The following is a 15,354-nucleotide window of genomic DNA, read 5'->3' as shown; positions in this document are numbered from 1 at the left end:
TGGGGGCTCGGGCAATAAAGTCCTCTTTTCGCGGCAGTCGGGTTCAGTTCCTCCGGGGGTTCCGCTCGAGGATATCGAACACGTCGATGGCTTTGTACTCCCGATTTCGCTGCTGACCGGTCGTTTCCGTGAGGAGACCGTCGGCTTCCAGTTCGTCGATGGCGTTGTACGCCGTCGGTCCGGTTACGCCGAACCGTTCCTGCACGTCCGCGGGAGTGAAGTACGGAACTTCGAGGAGCGAACGGGCCAGTCGGTGACTCGTCTTCGTCTTCGGGTACTGCTTCTCGTACGACCGGCGAAGTTCGATGAGGTCGAACGTCCGCTGATAGGAGTCACGCGCTTGCTGTTCTATTCCTTCGATGAAGAAGGCTATCCAATCCTGCCAATTCCCCTCCTCGCTGACGGCTCGCATCTTCTCGACGTAGTCGTGTTTGTGGCGGTTGAAGTAGGCACTCGGGTAGAGATACGGCTCTTCGAGATAGCCTGCGGCACAGAGTTGCAGGACGACGAGCAGACGGCCGAGCCGACCGTTCCCGTCCGAGCACGGGTGAATCGTCTCGAACTGGTAGTGAACGATGGCGAGATCCACGAGTGGATGGTACTGGCCGCCCATCTCGATGTAGGCTACAAGCGAGTCCATCAGTTCCGGGACCATGTCGTGCGGTGGTGGCACGAACGGCCGCTGCCCTCCCCGCGGAGACGGAAGATGCACGTCGTGTGTCCGCCAGCCTCCCACTGTGTCGCCCTCGTTTCTGACGCCATCGAGGAGCGTTTCGTGGAGTGATTTGAGGAGGTCGAGCGTGATGGGTTCTCCGCGCTGCATCGCGGCGACCCCGTCTCGAAGCGCTTGCTCAGCGTTCAATACTTCGCGCAAATCGCGCGTCACGTCGACCGCTCGACCGTCGGCGTGTCGGGTGTGGTAGGCGTATACCTCGTCCATCTCCACGTCGGCACCCTCGATTTCGGCCGTTTCGACGGCTTCGAGTCGGCTGAGGGTCGTGTAGAGGACCGGGGCGAAATCGACGGTTCGACTGATGCCTGCCAGTCGGCCCAGTTCGTAGGACGTGCCTGCGATGCGCTCCGTGAGCGGCTCGTCGATCGGAATTGGGGATTCGACCGGTAGCTTGTCCGGGATGTAGTATGCGTGCGGGTGGGACTCGAGGTAGTGTCCGGGTGCTGTCTCGGGTACGGTTCGAGTCCGCATGTTCGTATAGCACGGCCGCGACTGTCTTAATAATATTGCTTATATAGCCCTCTTACTAAGCTGGCCCTCCGGGGCAGGCAATACACATTCTCGACTGGATTCTTTGATTCACACGTACCGTTGACTGCTTCACCGCCCGTCTCCTCCCGAGACGCTCTCCTCCAGCCCGGTGGTTCACTCCTGTCGGACGAGTATCTTCTTTCGCACAGGGCGTCGAAACCCCCAACTCCCCGCGTGCGGTTCTTCCGCCATGGAACGCATCACGACCGTCGACGAGGTGCCAGAGCACGGCTCGTTTCTCTTCACCGTGACGGAGCCGAACGGCCGCGAGGAGGAGGTCATCCTCGTCCACGCCGCGGATGGCATCGCCGCCTGGAAGAACTTCTGTATGCACGAACCGGACCAGCGGCTCGACAGGGGGGTCGGCAACGGCGCGGCGATGCGTGACTCCCAGATCATCTGTCCGCGCCACGGCTCGATGTTCGACGCGGAGACGGGCTACTGCGACAACGGCGACGCGCGCGGGCAGACGCTCGTGGAGGTGGAGATCGCCGTGAATCGGGGCGACGTCTATCTCACCGACGACGACCTGACCTTCGCGCACGTGGGCCCCATCGAGGAGGACGACGGGCTGCCCGACTCGACCTCCCACATCGGTTTTTAACCGACCGTCTCCACCACGACGGTCATCGCCGTCTCCCCGCGGTCCGTCACCACCCGCACGTCGTAGGCCACGGCGAGCGGGTGCGTCTCGCCGACGCGGTTCTGGACGACCACGCCCTCTCGCGCGATACAGGGGCCGAACTCCCGGCCCGCGCCGCCGGGGCACTGCTCCCGCGCGACGGTGCGCGCCGCGCTCTCGTTGTACGAGATCCGGATCGCCGTGCCCGTATCCAGCCGCGAGCGTTCGAGCGTCCGCAGCCGGGGGCGCAGCCGCTCGCGGACGCGGGTGACGGCCGTCTCGCGCTCACCCCACGAGTGATTGTGAGGAATTCCGACGCTGGCCTCGTGGGTCGCGCGTTCGAGGACCCGAACCGTGTTCTCCTCGATGTCGTCGTACTCGGCGCTCGCCGCCACGTCGGCGTGGTAGCCGAGCTGGAGGTACGCGAGCACCATCGGGACGAGCGCCACCGCGACGACGGCCGCCGCGACGAGCACCAGCTGCCCGCGCCCTCTCCGATTCATGCGTACCACACCCGTATCGTCACGTCCCCGTTCACCGTCGCGACCCGCGCGGTCCCGACCGTCACCCCCGGTGGAACGGGGTAGCCGACGGTTCCGTGTGGCGTCTCGACGCGGTACATGAGGTTGGCCGGGAGCACCCGTTCCACACGCCGAGCTAACGCGTCACGCTCACGGTCGAACGTCGCTGGGGACCGAGTGACCTCAGCAAGCCGCGTCGCGCCCTGATGCCGGGGGACCTCCCCCGCGAGCACCGTCGCCGCGTCGTCGGCGTACGCCTCCAGCTGTGCCTCTCTCGTGGCCGGGTCCGGGACGCCGAGCGCGAACCCCATCGCCACGGCGAGCACGAGGACGACGCCGATGCCGGCCTCGATAACCGAGAGGGAGAGCTGGCCACGCTCACGCATCGACGGTCACCTCCAGGGTGGCCTTCCGCGCTCGCGTGGGGAACGCGGTCACCTGCACCCCGCTCCCACCGTCGTGCCGGACGGTGGTGGTCTCGAACCGCGAGACTGCGACGGTGTAGGTTCCGGAGAGCCCGTCGTCTGCGTGGAGCACCACGCGCCCGTTCGCACGGACGGTGGTGACGCTCGCGGTCTCGGGAATCGAGAGCCGGACCCGGTCCGTGCGCCGTGGGAGGGTGGTCTCGTTGCCCGTCATCGTCCGGGTCGTGGGCTGTTCGGTGGCGACGAGGACGATTCTGCTCACTGTGGTCCCCGCCCGTGGCTCCCCGATCGCGGCGACCGTCTCCCCGTCGACCCGGACCCGGACGTCCCCCGCCGTGGGATACCGGGCTTCGAGCCGCTCGGCGTCGAGCGCTTCGAGGCGCGTCACGTTCAGGACGTTCCCGCGGCGCGTGAGGGGGGCGTCAGCGGCGACGAGCCGTTCGGCGAGGCCCACCGCGACGGCGCGTTCCGTCGCGTCACGCTGGCCGTCGGCGAGCGCCCCGTCCGCGAGGGTGACGGCGACGCCGGTGACCGTGGTCAACAGCAGGAGTGCGATGGCGAGCGCGGGGATGTTCGCCTGCGCCCTCTCCGCGCTCATTTCAGGGTCACCACCGTCCCCTCACCCGTCGTTTCGACTCGAACCGCCGACTCGTTCCGGCTCCACCACGCGCCCTCGACACGGGCCACGTGCGAGGGGAGCGCGAGCGGGACGCGCGCGTCGATACCGGGGTCGGGGTGGTCCAACACGAGCGTCCGGTCCTCGACGCGGAGGTAGTACCCCTCCCCGCGAATCGTGCGGGGGAGGTCCACCCGGTAGGTCGCCCGCGCCGCGGTGACGTTCGGCGGCACCGACTGCTGGATGCGCTGGGCCGCGCTCGCGGTTGCGCGCTCGCCAACCTCGTCGCCCGCCGTCGTCCGCGCCGCGGGGACGGCGTTGCCGAACAGCGTCGCCGTCAGCATGGTGATGAACAGCAGCGCGAGGCCGACTTCGAGGGTCTTGCCGACGACCGGGGAGACGGCACGCCGGTCGCGCCCGAGCCTACGCATGGCGCACCTCCAGCGCGAGGTCGTGGACCACCAGATACGCGCGGCGCTCGCCGTCGAACGTGGCGACGACGCTGTCGACCCCGTCGCCGTCGAAATCGCGGGTCGAGAGGGTCGCGCCCTTCGCGTGGAAGGTCTCGTTCCACGGGCGCGGGGTCGTCGTCTCGATGGCGACGGCGTAGGTGCCGTTCCCGAGGTCCCGCCGCTCGTGGGTCACGGTCGTGGTGAGGTGGACCGTGACGCCGCCCGTCCCCGAGACGCTCGCGGTGCCGTTTATTACTGGAGCGCCGACGATGAGCGTCTCCGGCCCCACGGTGACTGGCGGTGGGGTGTGGAGGTCTGCGCGCCCGGGCCCCCCGCGGATGACCGCGCCCGCCGCGAACGCCGCGCGGTCCCGCCCGGATGCGAAGACGAGGGCGTTCGCGTCGAGGGTCTCGACCACCCTCCCGTCTCGGAGCACCCGGAGCTCGCGCTCGACGGTGTGGAGCCGGCCCTCGGTGAACGAGACCTGTCCCCGGCGCGTGCCGGTCGTCGCCACGGGGTCGATTGCGCCGTCGAGCGAGTCGGCGACTCGGGTGGCGTCGGCGTGGCCGGCGTTCTCCTCGACGACCGCGCCGATGATCGCGGTCAGCGAGCCCATCGCGACGACGGAGACGCCGAGCAGGATGGCGACGCCGAGGACGTGCGACTGGCCTCTCATAACATCCCCGCCCCCGCGAAGACGACGTAGCAGACGGCGACGAGCGCCGCGGAGTGGAGCAGCGCCTCGTACTTCCCACGGGCGGCGCTTCCGGCGAACCAGCCGCTGGCGAGCATCGTCGCCTGCGTGACGAGATAGAACCGCCAGCGGTCGCGTTCGGGCTGGACCGCGTCCGGGTCGATGGCGACGCCGCCGGCATCCGAGACGGCCGAGAGCTGTGAGAAGCCGTCGAGGACGTTCCCGTTCACGGCGACGACGATGCCGATGACGAGGAGGGCGGTGGTCCAGCCGACGGCGACGTAGACGAGCATCGCAGAGCGCAGGGCTTTCCGCTCGTGGTAGAGCCGCCCCACCTCGGTCTGGAGGGTGTCGAAGACGGCGTCCGTCTCTCCGCCCATCTCCAGCGCGCCGGTGACGAGCCCCATCGTCTGCCGGGCGAGCGGGGTGCCGACGCGGTCGGTGAAGCGCCGGAGTGCCCCCTCGCGCACGGCGGTGTCGGGCCCGGTCGTCAGCCCGAGGGTGAACGCGAGGTCCTCCACGTCCGCCTGCAACGGACCGGAATCCACCTCCCGCGCGACCGTCTCGACCGCCTCCCTGAACGGCCGTCCGAGGCTCATATGCCCCGCGACGGCGTGGATGACGTCCTTGATCTCCCGGTCCTTGGCGTCGTCCAGCCGCGCCCGCCGGACGGCGACGAGCCCCACGGGAAGTCCGAACGCGACGTACGCGAGGAGGATGACGTTCGCGGGCCGGTAGCCGAGCCACCAGCAGAGCCCCCCGAGGAGGAGCGCGAACAGCCCTGCGGGGACCACGGCACTCGCGGGGTTCGTCGTCGCCGTCGCGAACGTGGCGAGGCCGCCGGGGCGCTCGTACTCCGGGGGTGACTGGTCCGGCGGCCGGAGTTGCATCACGACGAGCGCCGCGCCCGCGCCGACGAGGAGGGCGAAGCCCCCTGCCCCGGCGACGGCGAGCGCCCGGACGGTGACCGGGCCGAGCGGGGTCGCGACCTCGCTCGACAGGCCGGGCGCGAGCACCGCGATGACGGTGAGGATGATGACGAGGAGTGCGGGCAGGACGAGCAGGACGATGAACAGCTCCGCGACGAGTTCGAGGAAATCCTGTGCCCGCTGGCGGGCGCGGGCCTGCCGGTGGGAGAGCATCCGGGACTCCATCTCGAGATACCCGGAGAGGGCATCGCTGCCGGTGGAGGCGTGCTCCTGGAACTTCAGGAGGAACGGGGCGAGCAGGTCACGCGAGGGGGTGTCGCGTGCGGTGCGCCGGAGCGCGGCGTCGAGGCTTCCCGAGAGCTCCGCCCGGGTGAGCACGCGCCCGAACGCGGCGCTCGTCTCGCCGTAGGCGTCCTGGTTCGCGACTTTCCGGAGCATCGCGGCCCGGTCGTCGCTCCCGGTGGCGAGCGCGCGGAGGTACCTGACCGCACCGGGAAGGGTTCGCTCGATGTCACTCTGCCGGGCGCTCGCCAGCCACCGGAGGTAGAGCCCACCCGCGCGGACGGTGAGGTGTTTGGTGAGCCCGCCGACGAGGAGGGCGACGAGGAGGGCGACCGCTGGCCGTGGGAGACCCGGCGCAGGGAGGCGGTCCAGCACCGGGAGCGCGCCGTGGACCGTCGCCACGAGGGAGGCGAGCAGGTCGGCGGGGACGAGCAACACGAGCAGCGCGGTCCAGCAGGCCGCACCGAGGCCGGCGACCCACGAGAGGCCGTAGACACGAGCCAGGAAGCGCTCGAACGGCGTGGCGAGGTTCGCGGCGCGGTAGTGGTCCCGGTCGCGGGCGTGGCGCGTGCGGTCCGCGTGCCTGGAAAAGAGGGCGTAGAGCCCGCGGTCGAGGGGGTTCTCAGTCATCGGCCCCCATCGTCTCGCGTTCGACCGTCGCGGCTTCGTCCGTCCGGAGGTCGGCGAGGAAGCCGAACAGCTCGTCGATGTCGGTCATCCCCTCCTTTCTGATGTAGCGGACGTAGCGGTGTTTCCGCTGGAACTCCCGTTCGACGGCCTCGCGGGTCCGGTCGGTCCGCGCGGCGAGCCGGTCGAACGCCGCGCCCGCGTCGATGGCGTGCTCGAAGGCGCCGGTGTGGTTTCGGCGCGCGAGGCGGTTCCAACAGACGGTGGTGCCGTCCTTCTCGATGCGACCGCCGCCGAGCCCCGAGGAGGACTCGTACTCCCGCTCGGTGCAGAGTTCGACCACCTCGGCGACGTAGCGCTCGCCGTCGACCTTCCGGGGGAAGACGACGAGGTCGATCTCTCGCAGGAGGTAGGCGGGGAGTCCCTGCTCGATGACGCGGTTCACGAGTTTACCGATGTCTTCGGCGTGGAGCGTCCCGACGAGCCCGTGGCCCGTGTTGAGGCTCTCGCCGAACGTCCGGAACGACGCGGGGGTGTTGATCTCCGCGATGACCTCCGTGTCGGGATTGAGGTAGTTCGCCTCCGTCATCAGATCGGCCATCGAGACGGCCTTGTGCTCGCGTTCGTGCTCGCGCGTCGTCAGGGAGACGCCCGTCTCGTGGGGGAGCTGGACCTCCCGGGAGCCCTCGTCGATGGAGATGGGGCGGTTCTCGTAGGGGATAAAGGGCATGTGCGCGTTCATGAGCGTCGTCTTCCCGACGCCGGTGGGGCCGGAGAACAGCACGACCCCCTGCCGCTCGTAGAGCATCCAGAGCAGGGCGACGAGGTCGGTGGAGAGGGCGTCCCGGTCGACCAGCTCCGTGGGTGTCATCGTCTCCGCGGACTGCTTGCGGATGGAGATGTGCGGGCCGCGCTCGGAGATGACGGGCAGCGAGACGGCACACCGGATGGTCTCCCCCGTGCCCGCATCGAGGTTCACCTTCGCGGAGGGCTGGGCCGCGTTGAGTTCGGTGCCGTCCGCCGCGGCGAGCTGGGTGACGACGTTGACGAACGCCGTCTCGTCCTCGAAGGTGAGGTTGGTGGGCACCCGGCCCTCGTGGAGGTCGCTGCGGGGGACGACCTTCACGCGCTGGCCCACCTCGTTCGCCTCGATATCCTCCAGATGGGGGTCGCGGATGGGGATCGTCAGCTGCCCGTGGCCGACGAAATCGCGGAGGACGTAGTAGAGGAGGTCCGCGAGCCGGTCGCGGGCGTAGCGGTCGTTCGCGGGCGGGAGTGCGAGCTCGTACGCCGCGAGCGCGCTCCGGGTGCGGTGGCGCATCGTATCCAGCCACGCGCGGGTGTTCCGGGCGGTGAGCCGGCGGGCGAGCAGGCTCTCCGCGCGTTCGCGGACGAACGCCTCCCTGTCGTCGATGGGCCCGTCGACGCCCGCGTCCCAGACGCGTTCTTTGCACTCGTCGATGAGCTCGCGGTCGCCGGGCAGCAGGTCGGGTTCGAGGACGGCGTACTTGACGGCGAAGTGGTCGCCACCCAGGAGGTTCTCGCGGTAGAGGACGACGGGGATGGAGAAGCCGGCGAAGGGGACCTCGTAGCGGGCGACCCGCTCGGCGGCGAAGCGGTCGAGGTGGTCGGGGTCGCGGTCCGTCCTGGCGGGTGCGTAGTCGCGGGTGTGGACGACCAGCTCGCCGTCGGCGGTGTCCGCCATCTCGATCCGCCCGTCGAGTGCGAGCGGGGTCAGCCCCGCCAGACACCGCAGGTCGGCGAGCGCGTGGTACTCCAGCCGGCGGCGGCTCTCGGGGGCGAGGTCGGTGAGCCGGTCGATGACGGTCCGGTGTTTCGGGCCGAGCCCCTCCCGTAGCCGCTCCGCTGCGCCCTCCCGGGTGAGGGGTCGCGGGATGCTCGCGCCCTCGAAGTACGTCTCCACGCGGTCGAGCGCCTCCCGGGTCGCACGCGTGAGCGACGGCTCTCGCACCTCATACGAGAAGGGGTCGCCCTCGCGTATCGTGATCACGAGGTCGGGTGCGACGGTGTACTGGTCGAGGACGGTGGGGGCGTACCACGCCGCGGCCGAGTCGGGCGGCGTGGGGGCCGGCATCTCCGGACGAGCCATATAGGGTCAATTCGATACGGCTATTAATTTAAACTCTCGGATAGCGTAATAACGACCCATCGGATCTCCTGCGTGGTTTAGGTATCCCTAAAATCCGATGGAACTATGTTTGTTTAGGGAGACCTAAAACCGATGGCGCAGAACACGAGGGACACGAGGGTCACGCGGAACACGAGCGACGGGAGCGACACGGGTGGAGCGATGTGGGTCGGTGTGCGGGCGCCCGACCCGTGTCGGCGTGGGACAGGGCGGTCGGACACCGACCAGCCCGGTGTGGAGCAGTTCGGTGGACGACGGGTCGCGGGCGCGACCGGGGCGTGGTGAGATGGGGGGCTCGCTCGTCGCCCTCCGGCTGCGGGTGGAGGCGCTCGCCAGCGAGACGGGTGAGTACGCCGTGGTCTGCGCCTGCCACGGCGACTCCCCGGTCCCCGCCGACGGCCTCCGGTTCGACGACCGACCGACCGCCCGGGCGGCGGCGCGTGCGACCCGGGCGTACCGGGTCGCCCTGCGGCGGTACGACCCCCGGACCTCGCTGTGTGACCCGCTCGTGTGCCACGTCGGCGGGGAGCCACGACCCACCGCCGCGTCCCCGTGAGATGGCGGGAGCTCCACAGTACCTGCTGGCGCTGTACATCGCGGAACACCGGGAGGCGCCCCCGGTGTCGCCGGGGGTGGTCGCGGACCTCCTCGACCGGTCGCCCGCGACGGTCACCGAGCGGTTCCAGCGGCTCGCCGAGGAGGGGCTCGTGGAGTACGAGCCGTACGAGGGAGTGACGCTCACCCCGGCCGGACGGCAGGCGGCCGAACCACTCCACGAGAGCTACGTCACGGTGTCGTGGTTCTTCCGGGTCGTCCTCGAGCTGGACTCCTCCGAGCGGGAGGCGATGGAGCTGGCGGGCGCCGTCTCTCCGGCCGTCGCCGAGCGGCTGGCGGCGCTGCTTCCCGTGGAGGAGTCCCCCTCGCTGGAGGCCGAGTGACGGCGTGCCGAACCGGACGATTTATTTTTAGGGTGGCCTAAAGAGCTCCCATGAGTGCCGAGCTGCAGTCGCAGACGGATGACACGGGCCGGTCGCGCCCCATCGAATCGACGGTCACGAGCTGTCGGAGCTCCCCCGGTCGGGTCGTCTTCCTGGAGACCGGCAACACCGACGGCTGGATCGCGAGCGACACGACGACGGAGGTGACCCGGTGATGAGCGACGACCAGGTCGACTCCTCGGAGGTCGAGGAGGTCGAGGAGCGGACGACCATCCGTGCCGGCCGGAAGTTCGAACAGGAGTTCCGGCTCGACGCCGCGGAGGCGGGGGAGTTCCTCATCGCACTCGGCGAACAGCTCCGCGACGACGACGAGCTCACCATCGCGACCGAGGAGTGGGAGCTCCCGTTCGCCTTCGGCGAGCCGGTCGAGCTCGAGGTCGACTTCGACGGCGTCGGGGAGCCGGAGCTCGAGATCGAGCTGGAGCTGCCGGGTCGAACGGACGAAAAAGCGCCGTCGGTCGAGTAACCGCGCGTCCCTTCTCGCTTCAGTTGGTCGCCGATTCGAGGACGAGCGTGTCGTCCTCGAGGTAGTGCTCGACGTGGTGGGTGTGTTCCTCGAGCGTCTCGAGCTGGCCGCGCAGCATCTCGCCCGTGGCGTAGTCGCCGAGCCCCTCGGCGAGCTGGATGTGCTCGCGGGTGCTCTCGATGATGTCACCCATCATCTCCAGGTCGTTTTCGAGGGAGGTGCGGATGTCGTAGACGTCCTCGTCCTCCGGCTCGACCGTCGCGTTCTCGGCGAGGGTGGTCATGCTGGCGTGCGGGACGCCACCGAGCGCCTGGAGCCGCTCGGCGATGGCGTCGGCCGCGTCCTCCACGTCCTCGTAGACCTCCTGGAGGAAGCGGTGGAGCTCGAGGAACTCCGCGCCCGAGACGTTCCAGTGGTGCTTGTGGAGCTGGTGGTAGAGGACGTACGCGTCCGCGAGGTCCGTGTTCAGTGCGTCGATGATCTGTTCCGCCTTCTCCGTGTCGAGCCGCAGCGCGTTCTCCTCGACGGTGCCGGCCTGACGACGGGCTGACTTCTGTGTACTCATTTCACTTCGGGATACGCCCTCCACCGGCTTATAACTTTTCAATATCTAAACAACTTTTCGCCGCACCTAAAAATCTCTCACGGGGCCGTCTCTGTCGGTTCGCTCAGTGCACAACGTGTTTCGTATCTGCGATCTGGTATTTTCTGTTGGCCCGCATCGGCAGCCACCGAGACGGGGAGGAGTGACAGGGCCGAGGGGAGCGCGGCCGAGTCACGCGGCGGCGTCGTCCCGCTTGACGCCGGTGAGCTCGAACCGGGCGCCCCCGGCCTCGCTCCCGGTGACGTCGATCCCCCACCCGTGGATCTCCGCGATGCCGTCCACGATGGAGAGGCCGTATCCCGGGCTGTCGGCCGTCGAGAAGCCCGACTCGAACACCTTCTCGCGCTGGTCGGGGGCGATGCCCGTCCCGTCGTCCGCCACGTAGAAGCCGTCCGCGAGGGGGCCGACCCGGACCGTCGTCGCCTTCCCGTGGTCCAGCGCGTTCCAGAAGAGGTTCTCGAACAGCCGGCGGAGCTGGCTCTCGTAGGCGCGAAACGTCATCTCCCCCTCGACGGTGAGCACGGCCTCCCGCGAGGAGACGGTCCCCCAGGCCGTCTCCGCGGCCTCCCGGAGCGAGACCGTCGACAGCTCCAGCGAGTCGCCGCGGGCGACCTGCAGCAGGTCGTCGATGAGGTTCCGCATCCGGTTGTGTGCCCGCGCGACGCCCTCGAGATGCTCGAAATCCTCCGTCTCCTGTGCCAACTCGAGTTTCCCCTCCGCGACGTTCAGGGGGTTTCGGAGGTCGTGTGACACCGTGTTGGCGAAGGACTTCAGGATCTCGTTGCGGTACTGGAGCTCGCTCTCCTGGCGTTTCTTGTCGGTGATATCCCGCGAGTGGACGAACAGGCCGTCGTCGACGGGGTAGACGCGCAACTCCACCCAGTTGTCGTGTGGTTCGAACTCCACCTCCAGCTCCACCTCCTCGCGGGTCGCCATCGCCCGCTCGAATCCCGCCTGAATCCGCGTCTCCTGTGCCCCCGGAAAGACGTCCCAGAACCGCTCGCCGACGACGTCGTCGGAGGTGAGCCCCGTCCGGTCGGCGATCCGCTGGTTCCAGTAGGTGACCGTCCAGTTCTCGTCGATTGTGTAGAAGCCGTCCGTCTGCTCGTACAGCTGGACGAGCCGGTCCTGAGCGATCTTCGCCCGGTGTTCCGACCGGCGTCGGCCGACGAGGTTCCGGATCTGGTTCGCCAGGAGCTCGTACACCTCCGTTCCGTTCTTCTGCAGGTAGCTGTCCACGCCGGCCTGGATCGCCTCGCTCGCGATCTCCTCCGACCCCTGCCCGGTGAAGAGCACGAACGGGAGGTTCGGATAGTGCTCCCGGACCCCTTCGAGGAACTCCAGCCCGTCTTTCCCCGGCATCTGATAGTCGCTGACGACGCAGTCGATCGGCTCGTCGTCGAGCCGGTCGAGCCCCGCCGAAGGGGTCGAGGCCGTGAGTACCTCGACGCCATCGTCCAACCGCTCCAGATACGCCCGGACGAGCTCCCCGAACTGCGGCTCGTCGTCCACGTGGAGGACGAGGATCTCCTCGTCCCGTCGCTGACTGCTCATCTATTATTGCTGTCTCTTCTCGGGACGAATATATGTTTGGTACGTGGGTGGTACAGCCTCGTACCTTCAAACGGCTCGAGGCTCGTAGCTAGACAAATGGATTCCTCTATTGAGGACGTGGAAGCGCATATCCTCCAGTCGAAATACCGACGCCACGTGCTCGAGCATCTCGCGACGGACGGCCCCGCGACGCCCAAGGAGATCGCGACCGCGACGAACGACCGTCGGCCACACGTCTCGCGGGCGCTCGGCGAACTCCGAGAGACCGGCGTGGTCGAGCTCCAGGTCGCCGAGACCAGGACGGTCGGCCGGTACTACGACCTCACCGAGATAGGGCGGTCGGTCTGGCCACACCTGCGCGCGGAGCTCCGGAACGTCGAGTGGGTCGTCGCGGAGCCGGCGACACCGGAGACGGAGACGGCCGTCGAGCTGGCGACGGAGGAGTTCGGTGACTGCCTCCGCTTCGTCTCACACTACGACGGGGAGACGCTCCGTGTCGTCTACGCGGACGCGGACGCCTTCGCGGCGTACACAGACGTGGAGTTCGAGGAGGCGGTCCGGACGCTCGTCTTCGACCACGCGCTCGATGACCTCTCCGTGGCCGACCAGGCGTGCTGGTCGGAGGTGACCCACTTCGACGACTTCTCGCTGCTCCGCGTCCGGGTCTCCGACACGTCGACCATCGCCATCTCCTTCGACCGCGGGGGGGACGTGCTCACCCCGGCGTTCGCCCAGCGCATCGTCGACGTGTTCGCCGAGGCGTAGCCCCCTGGCCACCCCATTTATGCCACCCTCGTCCGAGGACGAGATATGTCACCACCCTACGACCGCGTCCGCAACTACGCGGACGGCGAGTGGGTCGAGCCGACCGGCGACCACGCGGAGCCGGTCACGAACCCCGCGACGGGCGCGGAGCTGTCGACCATCCGATTCGCCAGCCCGGCGGACGTCGACGCGACCGTCGAGGCCGCCCACGCGGCGTTCCGCGAGTGGCGGTCGACTCCCGTGGAAGAGCGCATCCAGCCGCTGTTCCGCCTGAAATCCCTCCTCGAGGAGCACCACGACGAGCTCGCGCGCACGCTCGTCCGCGAGCACGGGAAGACGCTCGCGGAGGCGAAAGGGGAGCTCCGCCGGGGCATCGAGAACGTGGAGGTCGCCTGTGGCATCCCGTCGATGATGCAGGGCGGGAGCCTCCAGCACGCCGCGCCGGATATCGACGAGCGGGCGGTGCGCCAGCCGCTCGGGGTGTTCACGGCCATCACGCCGTTCAACTTCCCCGGGATGATCCCGCTGTGGTTCCTCCCGTACGCGGTGGCGACGGGCAACGCCTTCGTCCTCAAACCGAGCGAGCGGGACCCGCTCACCAGCCAGTACCTCTTCGAACTCATCGACGAGGCCGGCTTCCCGCCGGGCGTCGTGAGCCTCGTCAACGGGGGGAGAGCGACCGTGGAGGCGCTCATCGACCACGAGCAGGTCGCGGGCGTCTCCTTCGTCGGCAGCACCCCCGTCGCCCGCGCGGTGTACGAGCGCGCGGCGGGCGCGGGGAAGCGCGTGCAGGCGCAGGGAGGCGCGAAGAACCACGTCATCGTCGCCGAGTCGGCCGACATCGAGTTCGCGGCCGAGCAGGCCGTCTCCTCCGCGCTCGCCTGCTCCGGCGAGCGGTGTCTCGCCAACGACGTGATCCTCGTCCACGAGGCCGTCTACGACGACTTCCGCGAGGCCGCGCTCGAACGGGTCGAGAGCCAGACCCTCGGCGACGGGCTCGACGAGGCCACCACCGTCGGCCCGCTCATCACGCCCGACCACGAGGCGCGCGTCCGCGACATGGTCGAGACGGGCATCGAGGAGGGGGCCGACCTGGTCCACGACGGCCGCGACTGGGCGCCCGATGGCGAGAAACTCGAGGCAGGAAACTTCCTCGGCCCCTGTCTGTTCGAGGGGGTCACGAGCGAGATGACGCTCGCACAGGAGGAGATCTTCGGCCCCGTCGTCTGTCTCGCGGCGGTGCCGGATTTCGACACGGCGCTCGCCCGGCTGAACGCGAGCCGCTTCGGCAACGCGGCGAGCCTCTTTACCGAGTCCGGGCGCGAGGCCCGGCGGTTCACCGAGGAGGCCGAGGCCGGCAACCTCGCCATCAACGCGGGCACCGCGGCCCCGATGGCCTTCTTCCACTTCGGCGGGCGGAAGGCCTCCTTCTTCGGCGACCTCCACGCGCAGGGCCAGGACATGATCCAGTTCTACACGGACGAGACGATCGTCATCGAGCGCTGGGACTACTAGTCACTCCCCCTCGAACGACGGCTCCCGTCCCTCCAGCCGCGCCCCGAACCCCTCTTTTCGATCCGCCGTCTCGTACAGCGGCATGGCGAGGTCCGCCTCCATATCGAGCCCCTCCTCGAGGGGGAGCTCCAGCGCCCCGTTGAGGGCCGTCTTCGCGCGTTCCATGCCGAGCGGGGCGTTCTTCGCGAGGTCGTCCGCGAGCGCGCGGGCCCGCTCGTCCACCGCGTCGTCGGCGCACACCTCGGTCACGAGGCCGATGCGCTCGGCCGCCGCGGGGGCGACGTACTCCCCGGTGAGGACGAGCTCCTTCGCCTTCGCCAGGCCCACCAGACGGGGCAGGCGCTGGGTCGCCCCGCCGTGGGGGAACACCCCCAGTTTCACCTCCACGACGCCGTAGGCCGCCTCCGCCCCGAGGACCCGGAAGTCGGCGGGGAGGGTGAGCTCGAACGCCCCGCCGACCGCGGCGCGCTTGATGCCGGCGACGACCGGCCGGGAACAGTTTTCGATGCGGTCGAACAGCGTCCGGAGCTCCTGAGTGATGGCCTCCATCGTGGCGCGGTCGCTCTCGTGCATCATCTCCAGATCCATCCCGGCGGAGAACACCGGCCCCTCGCCGAGCAGGGTGACGGCCCGCACGGCCTCCAGCTCGCCCACGCGCTCGAACGCCGCGGTCAGGTCGGCGATGAGCGGTCGGTTCATCGCGTTGCGTTTCTCGGGTCTGGACAGGAGCACGTCCGCGCGGTGGCCGTCCCGCTCGATGCGTGCGAGGCCGTTCGGCAGCTGTGTCGCCATGGCTCCCCGTCGGTGGCCACCAGGAAAAAGGTCGGTTACGGTCGGTTCGCACCCGCTGTGCGTCGTCCGCCGCAGCGAG

19 protein-coding genes are annotated in these 15,354 nt (G+C 69.0%); 8 read left to right on the top strand and 11 right to left on the bottom strand.

The window, feature by feature from the left end; translation table 11 throughout:
- Nucleotides 1-43: 43 nt before the first annotated feature.
- Nucleotides 44-1,204 carry a Fic family protein gene (locus tag ACQUQR_RS08140; protein WP_435195962.1) on the bottom strand — a complete coding sequence of 387 codons (1,161 nt, stop codon included), beginning with the start codon at nt 1,202-1,204 and terminating at the stop codon, nt 44-46.
- Nucleotides 1,205-1,454: 250 nt separating this feature from the next.
- Between ACQUQR_RS08140 and ACQUQR_RS08135 the strand changes: the two genes are divergently transcribed.
- Nucleotides 1,455-1,868 carry a Rieske (2Fe-2S) protein gene (locus tag ACQUQR_RS08135; protein WP_435195961.1) on the top strand — a complete coding sequence of 138 codons (414 nt, stop codon included), beginning with the start codon at nt 1,455-1,457 and terminating at the stop codon, nt 1,866-1,868.
- Here the strand turns inward: ACQUQR_RS08135 and ACQUQR_RS08130 are convergent.
- From ACQUQR_RS08130 to ACQUQR_RS08100, 7 genes are read right to left on the bottom strand one after another with little or no spacing between them, the layout of a single operon-like run.
- Entirely contained in the window at nt 1,865-2,389 is a 525-nt protein-coding gene (locus tag ACQUQR_RS08130; protein WP_435195960.1) for a DUF7261 family protein, read from the bottom strand. The two genes, ACQUQR_RS08135 and ACQUQR_RS08130, sit on opposite strands and share 4 nt — an antisense overlap.
- Nucleotides 2,386-2,793, bottom strand: coding sequence for a DUF7262 family protein (locus ACQUQR_RS08125; RefSeq protein ID WP_435195959.1), 408 nt, complete (start codon nt 2,791-2,793; stop codon nt 2,386-2,388). The genes ACQUQR_RS08130 and ACQUQR_RS08125 overlap by 4 nt, the downstream gene beginning before the upstream one ends.
- The gene (locus ACQUQR_RS08120) at nt 2,786-3,430 is read right to left on the bottom strand and encodes a DUF7263 family protein (RefSeq protein ID WP_435195958.1); all 645 of its coding nucleotides are present in this window, start codon (nt 3,428-3,430) and stop codon (nt 2,786-2,788) included. Before ACQUQR_RS08120 ends, ACQUQR_RS08125 begins: the two co-directional genes overlap by 8 nt.
- Nucleotides 3,427-3,879 carry a DUF7266 family protein gene (locus ACQUQR_RS08115; protein WP_435195957.1) on the bottom strand — a complete coding sequence of 151 codons (453 nt, stop codon included), beginning with the start codon at nt 3,877-3,879 and terminating at the stop codon, nt 3,427-3,429. The genes ACQUQR_RS08120 and ACQUQR_RS08115 overlap by 4 nt, the downstream gene beginning before the upstream one ends.
- Nucleotides 3,872-4,576 carry a DUF7289 family protein gene (locus tag ACQUQR_RS08110; RefSeq protein ID WP_435195956.1) on the bottom strand — a complete coding sequence of 235 codons (705 nt, stop codon included), beginning with the start codon at nt 4,574-4,576 and terminating at the stop codon, nt 3,872-3,874. Before ACQUQR_RS08110 ends, ACQUQR_RS08115 begins: the two co-directional genes overlap by 8 nt.
- Nucleotides 4,573-6,435: a type II secretion system F family protein gene (locus ACQUQR_RS08105; protein WP_435195955.1), complete on the bottom strand. Its 1,863-nt coding sequence runs from the start codon at nt 6,433-6,435 to the stop codon at nt 4,573-4,575. The genes ACQUQR_RS08110 and ACQUQR_RS08105 overlap by 4 nt, the downstream gene beginning before the upstream one ends.
- A complete protein-coding gene (locus ACQUQR_RS08100; RefSeq protein WP_435195954.1) occupies nt 6,428-8,542 on the bottom strand; it encodes a type II/IV secretion system ATPase subunit in 2,115 nt (704 codons plus the stop codon). Before ACQUQR_RS08100 ends, ACQUQR_RS08105 begins: the two co-directional genes overlap by 8 nt.
- Nucleotides 8,543-8,674: 132 nt before the next feature.
- Here ACQUQR_RS08100 and ACQUQR_RS08095 point away from each other — a divergent pair, with 132 nt between their 5' ends.
- From ACQUQR_RS08095 to ACQUQR_RS08075, 5 genes are read left to right on the top strand one after another with little or no spacing between them, the layout of a single operon-like run.
- Complete coding sequence (locus tag ACQUQR_RS08095) at nt 8,675-8,866, top strand: hypothetical protein (RefSeq protein ID WP_435195953.1); 192 nt, start codon at nt 8,675-8,677, stop codon at nt 8,864-8,866.
- Between the two features lies 1 nt (nt 8,867).
- Nucleotides 8,868-9,137: a DUF7552 domain-containing protein gene (locus tag ACQUQR_RS08090; RefSeq protein WP_435195952.1), complete on the top strand. Its 270-nt coding sequence runs from the start codon at nt 8,868-8,870 to the stop codon at nt 9,135-9,137.
- Between the two features lies 1 nt (nt 9,138).
- The gene (locus tag ACQUQR_RS08085) at nt 9,139-9,519 is read left to right on the top strand and encodes a metal-dependent transcriptional regulator (RefSeq protein WP_435195951.1); all 381 of its coding nucleotides are present in this window, start codon (nt 9,139-9,141) and stop codon (nt 9,517-9,519) included.
- 50 nt (nt 9,520-9,569) lie between these two features.
- A complete protein-coding gene (locus tag ACQUQR_RS08080; RefSeq protein WP_435195950.1) occupies nt 9,570-9,734 on the top strand; it encodes a hypothetical protein in 165 nt (54 codons plus the stop codon).
- Nucleotides 9,734-10,045, top strand: coding sequence for an amphi-Trp domain-containing protein (locus ACQUQR_RS08075; protein ID WP_435195949.1), 312 nt, complete (start codon nt 9,734-9,736; stop codon nt 10,043-10,045). Before ACQUQR_RS08080 ends, ACQUQR_RS08075 begins: the two co-directional genes overlap by 1 nt.
- A 19-nt stretch (nt 10,046-10,064) precedes the next feature.
- On the opposite strand, the gene dpsA is transcribed toward ACQUQR_RS08075, so the two are convergent.
- A complete protein-coding gene (gene dpsA / locus ACQUQR_RS08070; protein WP_435195948.1) occupies nt 10,065-10,610 on the bottom strand; it encodes a DNA starvation/stationary phase protection protein DpsA in 546 nt (181 codons plus the stop codon).
- 210 nt (nt 10,611-10,820) lie between these two features.
- Entirely contained in the window at nt 10,821-12,203 is a 1,383-nt protein-coding gene (locus ACQUQR_RS08065) for a response regulator (RefSeq protein ID WP_435195947.1), read from the bottom strand.
- Nucleotides 12,204-12,299: 96 nt separating this feature from the next.
- On the opposite strand from ACQUQR_RS08065, the gene ACQUQR_RS08060 reads away from it, so the two are divergent.
- A complete protein-coding gene (locus ACQUQR_RS08060) occupies nt 12,300-12,968 on the top strand; it encodes a winged helix-turn-helix domain-containing protein (RefSeq protein WP_435195946.1) in 669 nt (222 codons plus the stop codon).
- A 45-nt stretch (nt 12,969-13,013) separates the two neighbouring features.
- On the top strand, nt 13,014-14,483 hold the full coding sequence (locus tag ACQUQR_RS08055) for a CoA-acylating methylmalonate-semialdehyde dehydrogenase (RefSeq protein WP_435195945.1): 1,470 nt from the start codon (nt 13,014-13,016) through the stop codon (nt 14,481-14,483).
- On the opposite strand, the gene ACQUQR_RS08050 is transcribed toward ACQUQR_RS08055, so the two are convergent.
- A complete protein-coding gene (locus ACQUQR_RS08050; RefSeq protein ID WP_435195944.1) occupies nt 14,484-15,275 on the bottom strand; it encodes an enoyl-CoA hydratase/isomerase family protein in 792 nt (263 codons plus the stop codon).
- Between the last annotated feature and the right edge of the window lie 79 nt (nt 15,276-15,354).

The sequence above is a fragment of the Natronomonas sp. EA1 genome (genome assembly GCF_051195035.1).
GTDB lineage: Archaea > Halobacteriota > Halobacteria > Halobacteriales > Haloarculaceae > JBNTJV01.
Note: the sequence above shows the minus strand (reverse complement) of the source record. Positions and strands in the feature narration are given on the sequence as shown.

Coding starts and splice junctions, on each gene's coding strand:
- ACQUQR_RS08080 (WP_435195950.1), top strand. CDS start 9,570: ATGAGTGCCGAGCTGCAGTCGCAGACGGATGACACGGGCCGGTCGCGC.
- ACQUQR_RS08065 (WP_435195947.1), bottom strand. CDS start 12,203: ATGAGCAGTCAGCGACGGGACGAGGAGATCCTCGTCCTCCACGTGGAC.
- ACQUQR_RS08115 (WP_435195957.1), bottom strand. CDS start 3,879: ATGCGTAGGCTCGGGCGCGACCGGCGTGCCGTCTCCCCGGTCGTCGGC.
- ACQUQR_RS08100 (WP_435195954.1), bottom strand. CDS start 8,542: ATGGCTCGTCCGGAGATGCCGGCCCCCACGCCGCCCGACTCGGCCGCG.
- ACQUQR_RS08140 (WP_435195962.1), bottom strand. CDS start 1,204: ATGCGGACTCGAACCGTACCCGAGACAGCACCCGGACACTACCTCGAG.
- ACQUQR_RS08075 (WP_435195949.1), top strand. CDS start 9,734: ATGAGCGACGACCAGGTCGACTCCTCGGAGGTCGAGGAGGTCGAGGAG.
- ACQUQR_RS08095 (WP_435195953.1), top strand. CDS start 8,675: ATGGCGCAGAACACGAGGGACACGAGGGTCACGCGGAACACGAGCGAC.
- ACQUQR_RS08085 (WP_435195951.1), top strand. CDS start 9,139: ATGGCGGGAGCTCCACAGTACCTGCTGGCGCTGTACATCGCGGAACAC.
- ACQUQR_RS08060 (WP_435195946.1), top strand. CDS start 12,300: ATGGATTCCTCTATTGAGGACGTGGAAGCGCATATCCTCCAGTCGAAA.
- ACQUQR_RS08055 (WP_435195945.1), top strand. CDS start 13,014: ATGTCACCACCCTACGACCGCGTCCGCAACTACGCGGACGGCGAGTGG.
- ACQUQR_RS08050 (WP_435195944.1), bottom strand. CDS start 15,275: ATGGCGACACAGCTGCCGAACGGCCTCGCACGCATCGAGCGGGACGGC.
- ACQUQR_RS08135 (WP_435195961.1), top strand. CDS start 1,455: ATGGAACGCATCACGACCGTCGACGAGGTGCCAGAGCACGGCTCGTTT.
- ACQUQR_RS08105 (WP_435195955.1), bottom strand. CDS start 6,435: ATGACTGAGAACCCCCTCGACCGCGGGCTCTACGCCCTCTTTTCCAGG.
- ACQUQR_RS08120 (WP_435195958.1), bottom strand. CDS start 3,430: ATGAGCGCGGAGAGGGCGCAGGCGAACATCCCCGCGCTCGCCATCGCA.
- ACQUQR_RS08125 (WP_435195959.1), bottom strand. CDS start 2,793: ATGCGTGAGCGTGGCCAGCTCTCCCTCTCGGTTATCGAGGCCGGCATC.
- dpsA (WP_435195948.1), bottom strand. CDS start 10,610: ATGAGTACACAGAAGTCAGCCCGTCGTCAGGCCGGCACCGTCGAGGAG.
- ACQUQR_RS08130 (WP_435195960.1), bottom strand. CDS start 2,389: ATGAATCGGAGAGGGCGCGGGCAGCTGGTGCTCGTCGCGGCGGCCGTC.
- ACQUQR_RS08090 (WP_435195952.1), top strand. CDS start 8,868: ATGGGGGGCTCGCTCGTCGCCCTCCGGCTGCGGGTGGAGGCGCTCGCC.
- ACQUQR_RS08110 (WP_435195956.1), bottom strand. CDS start 4,576: ATGAGAGGCCAGTCGCACGTCCTCGGCGTCGCCATCCTGCTCGGCGTC.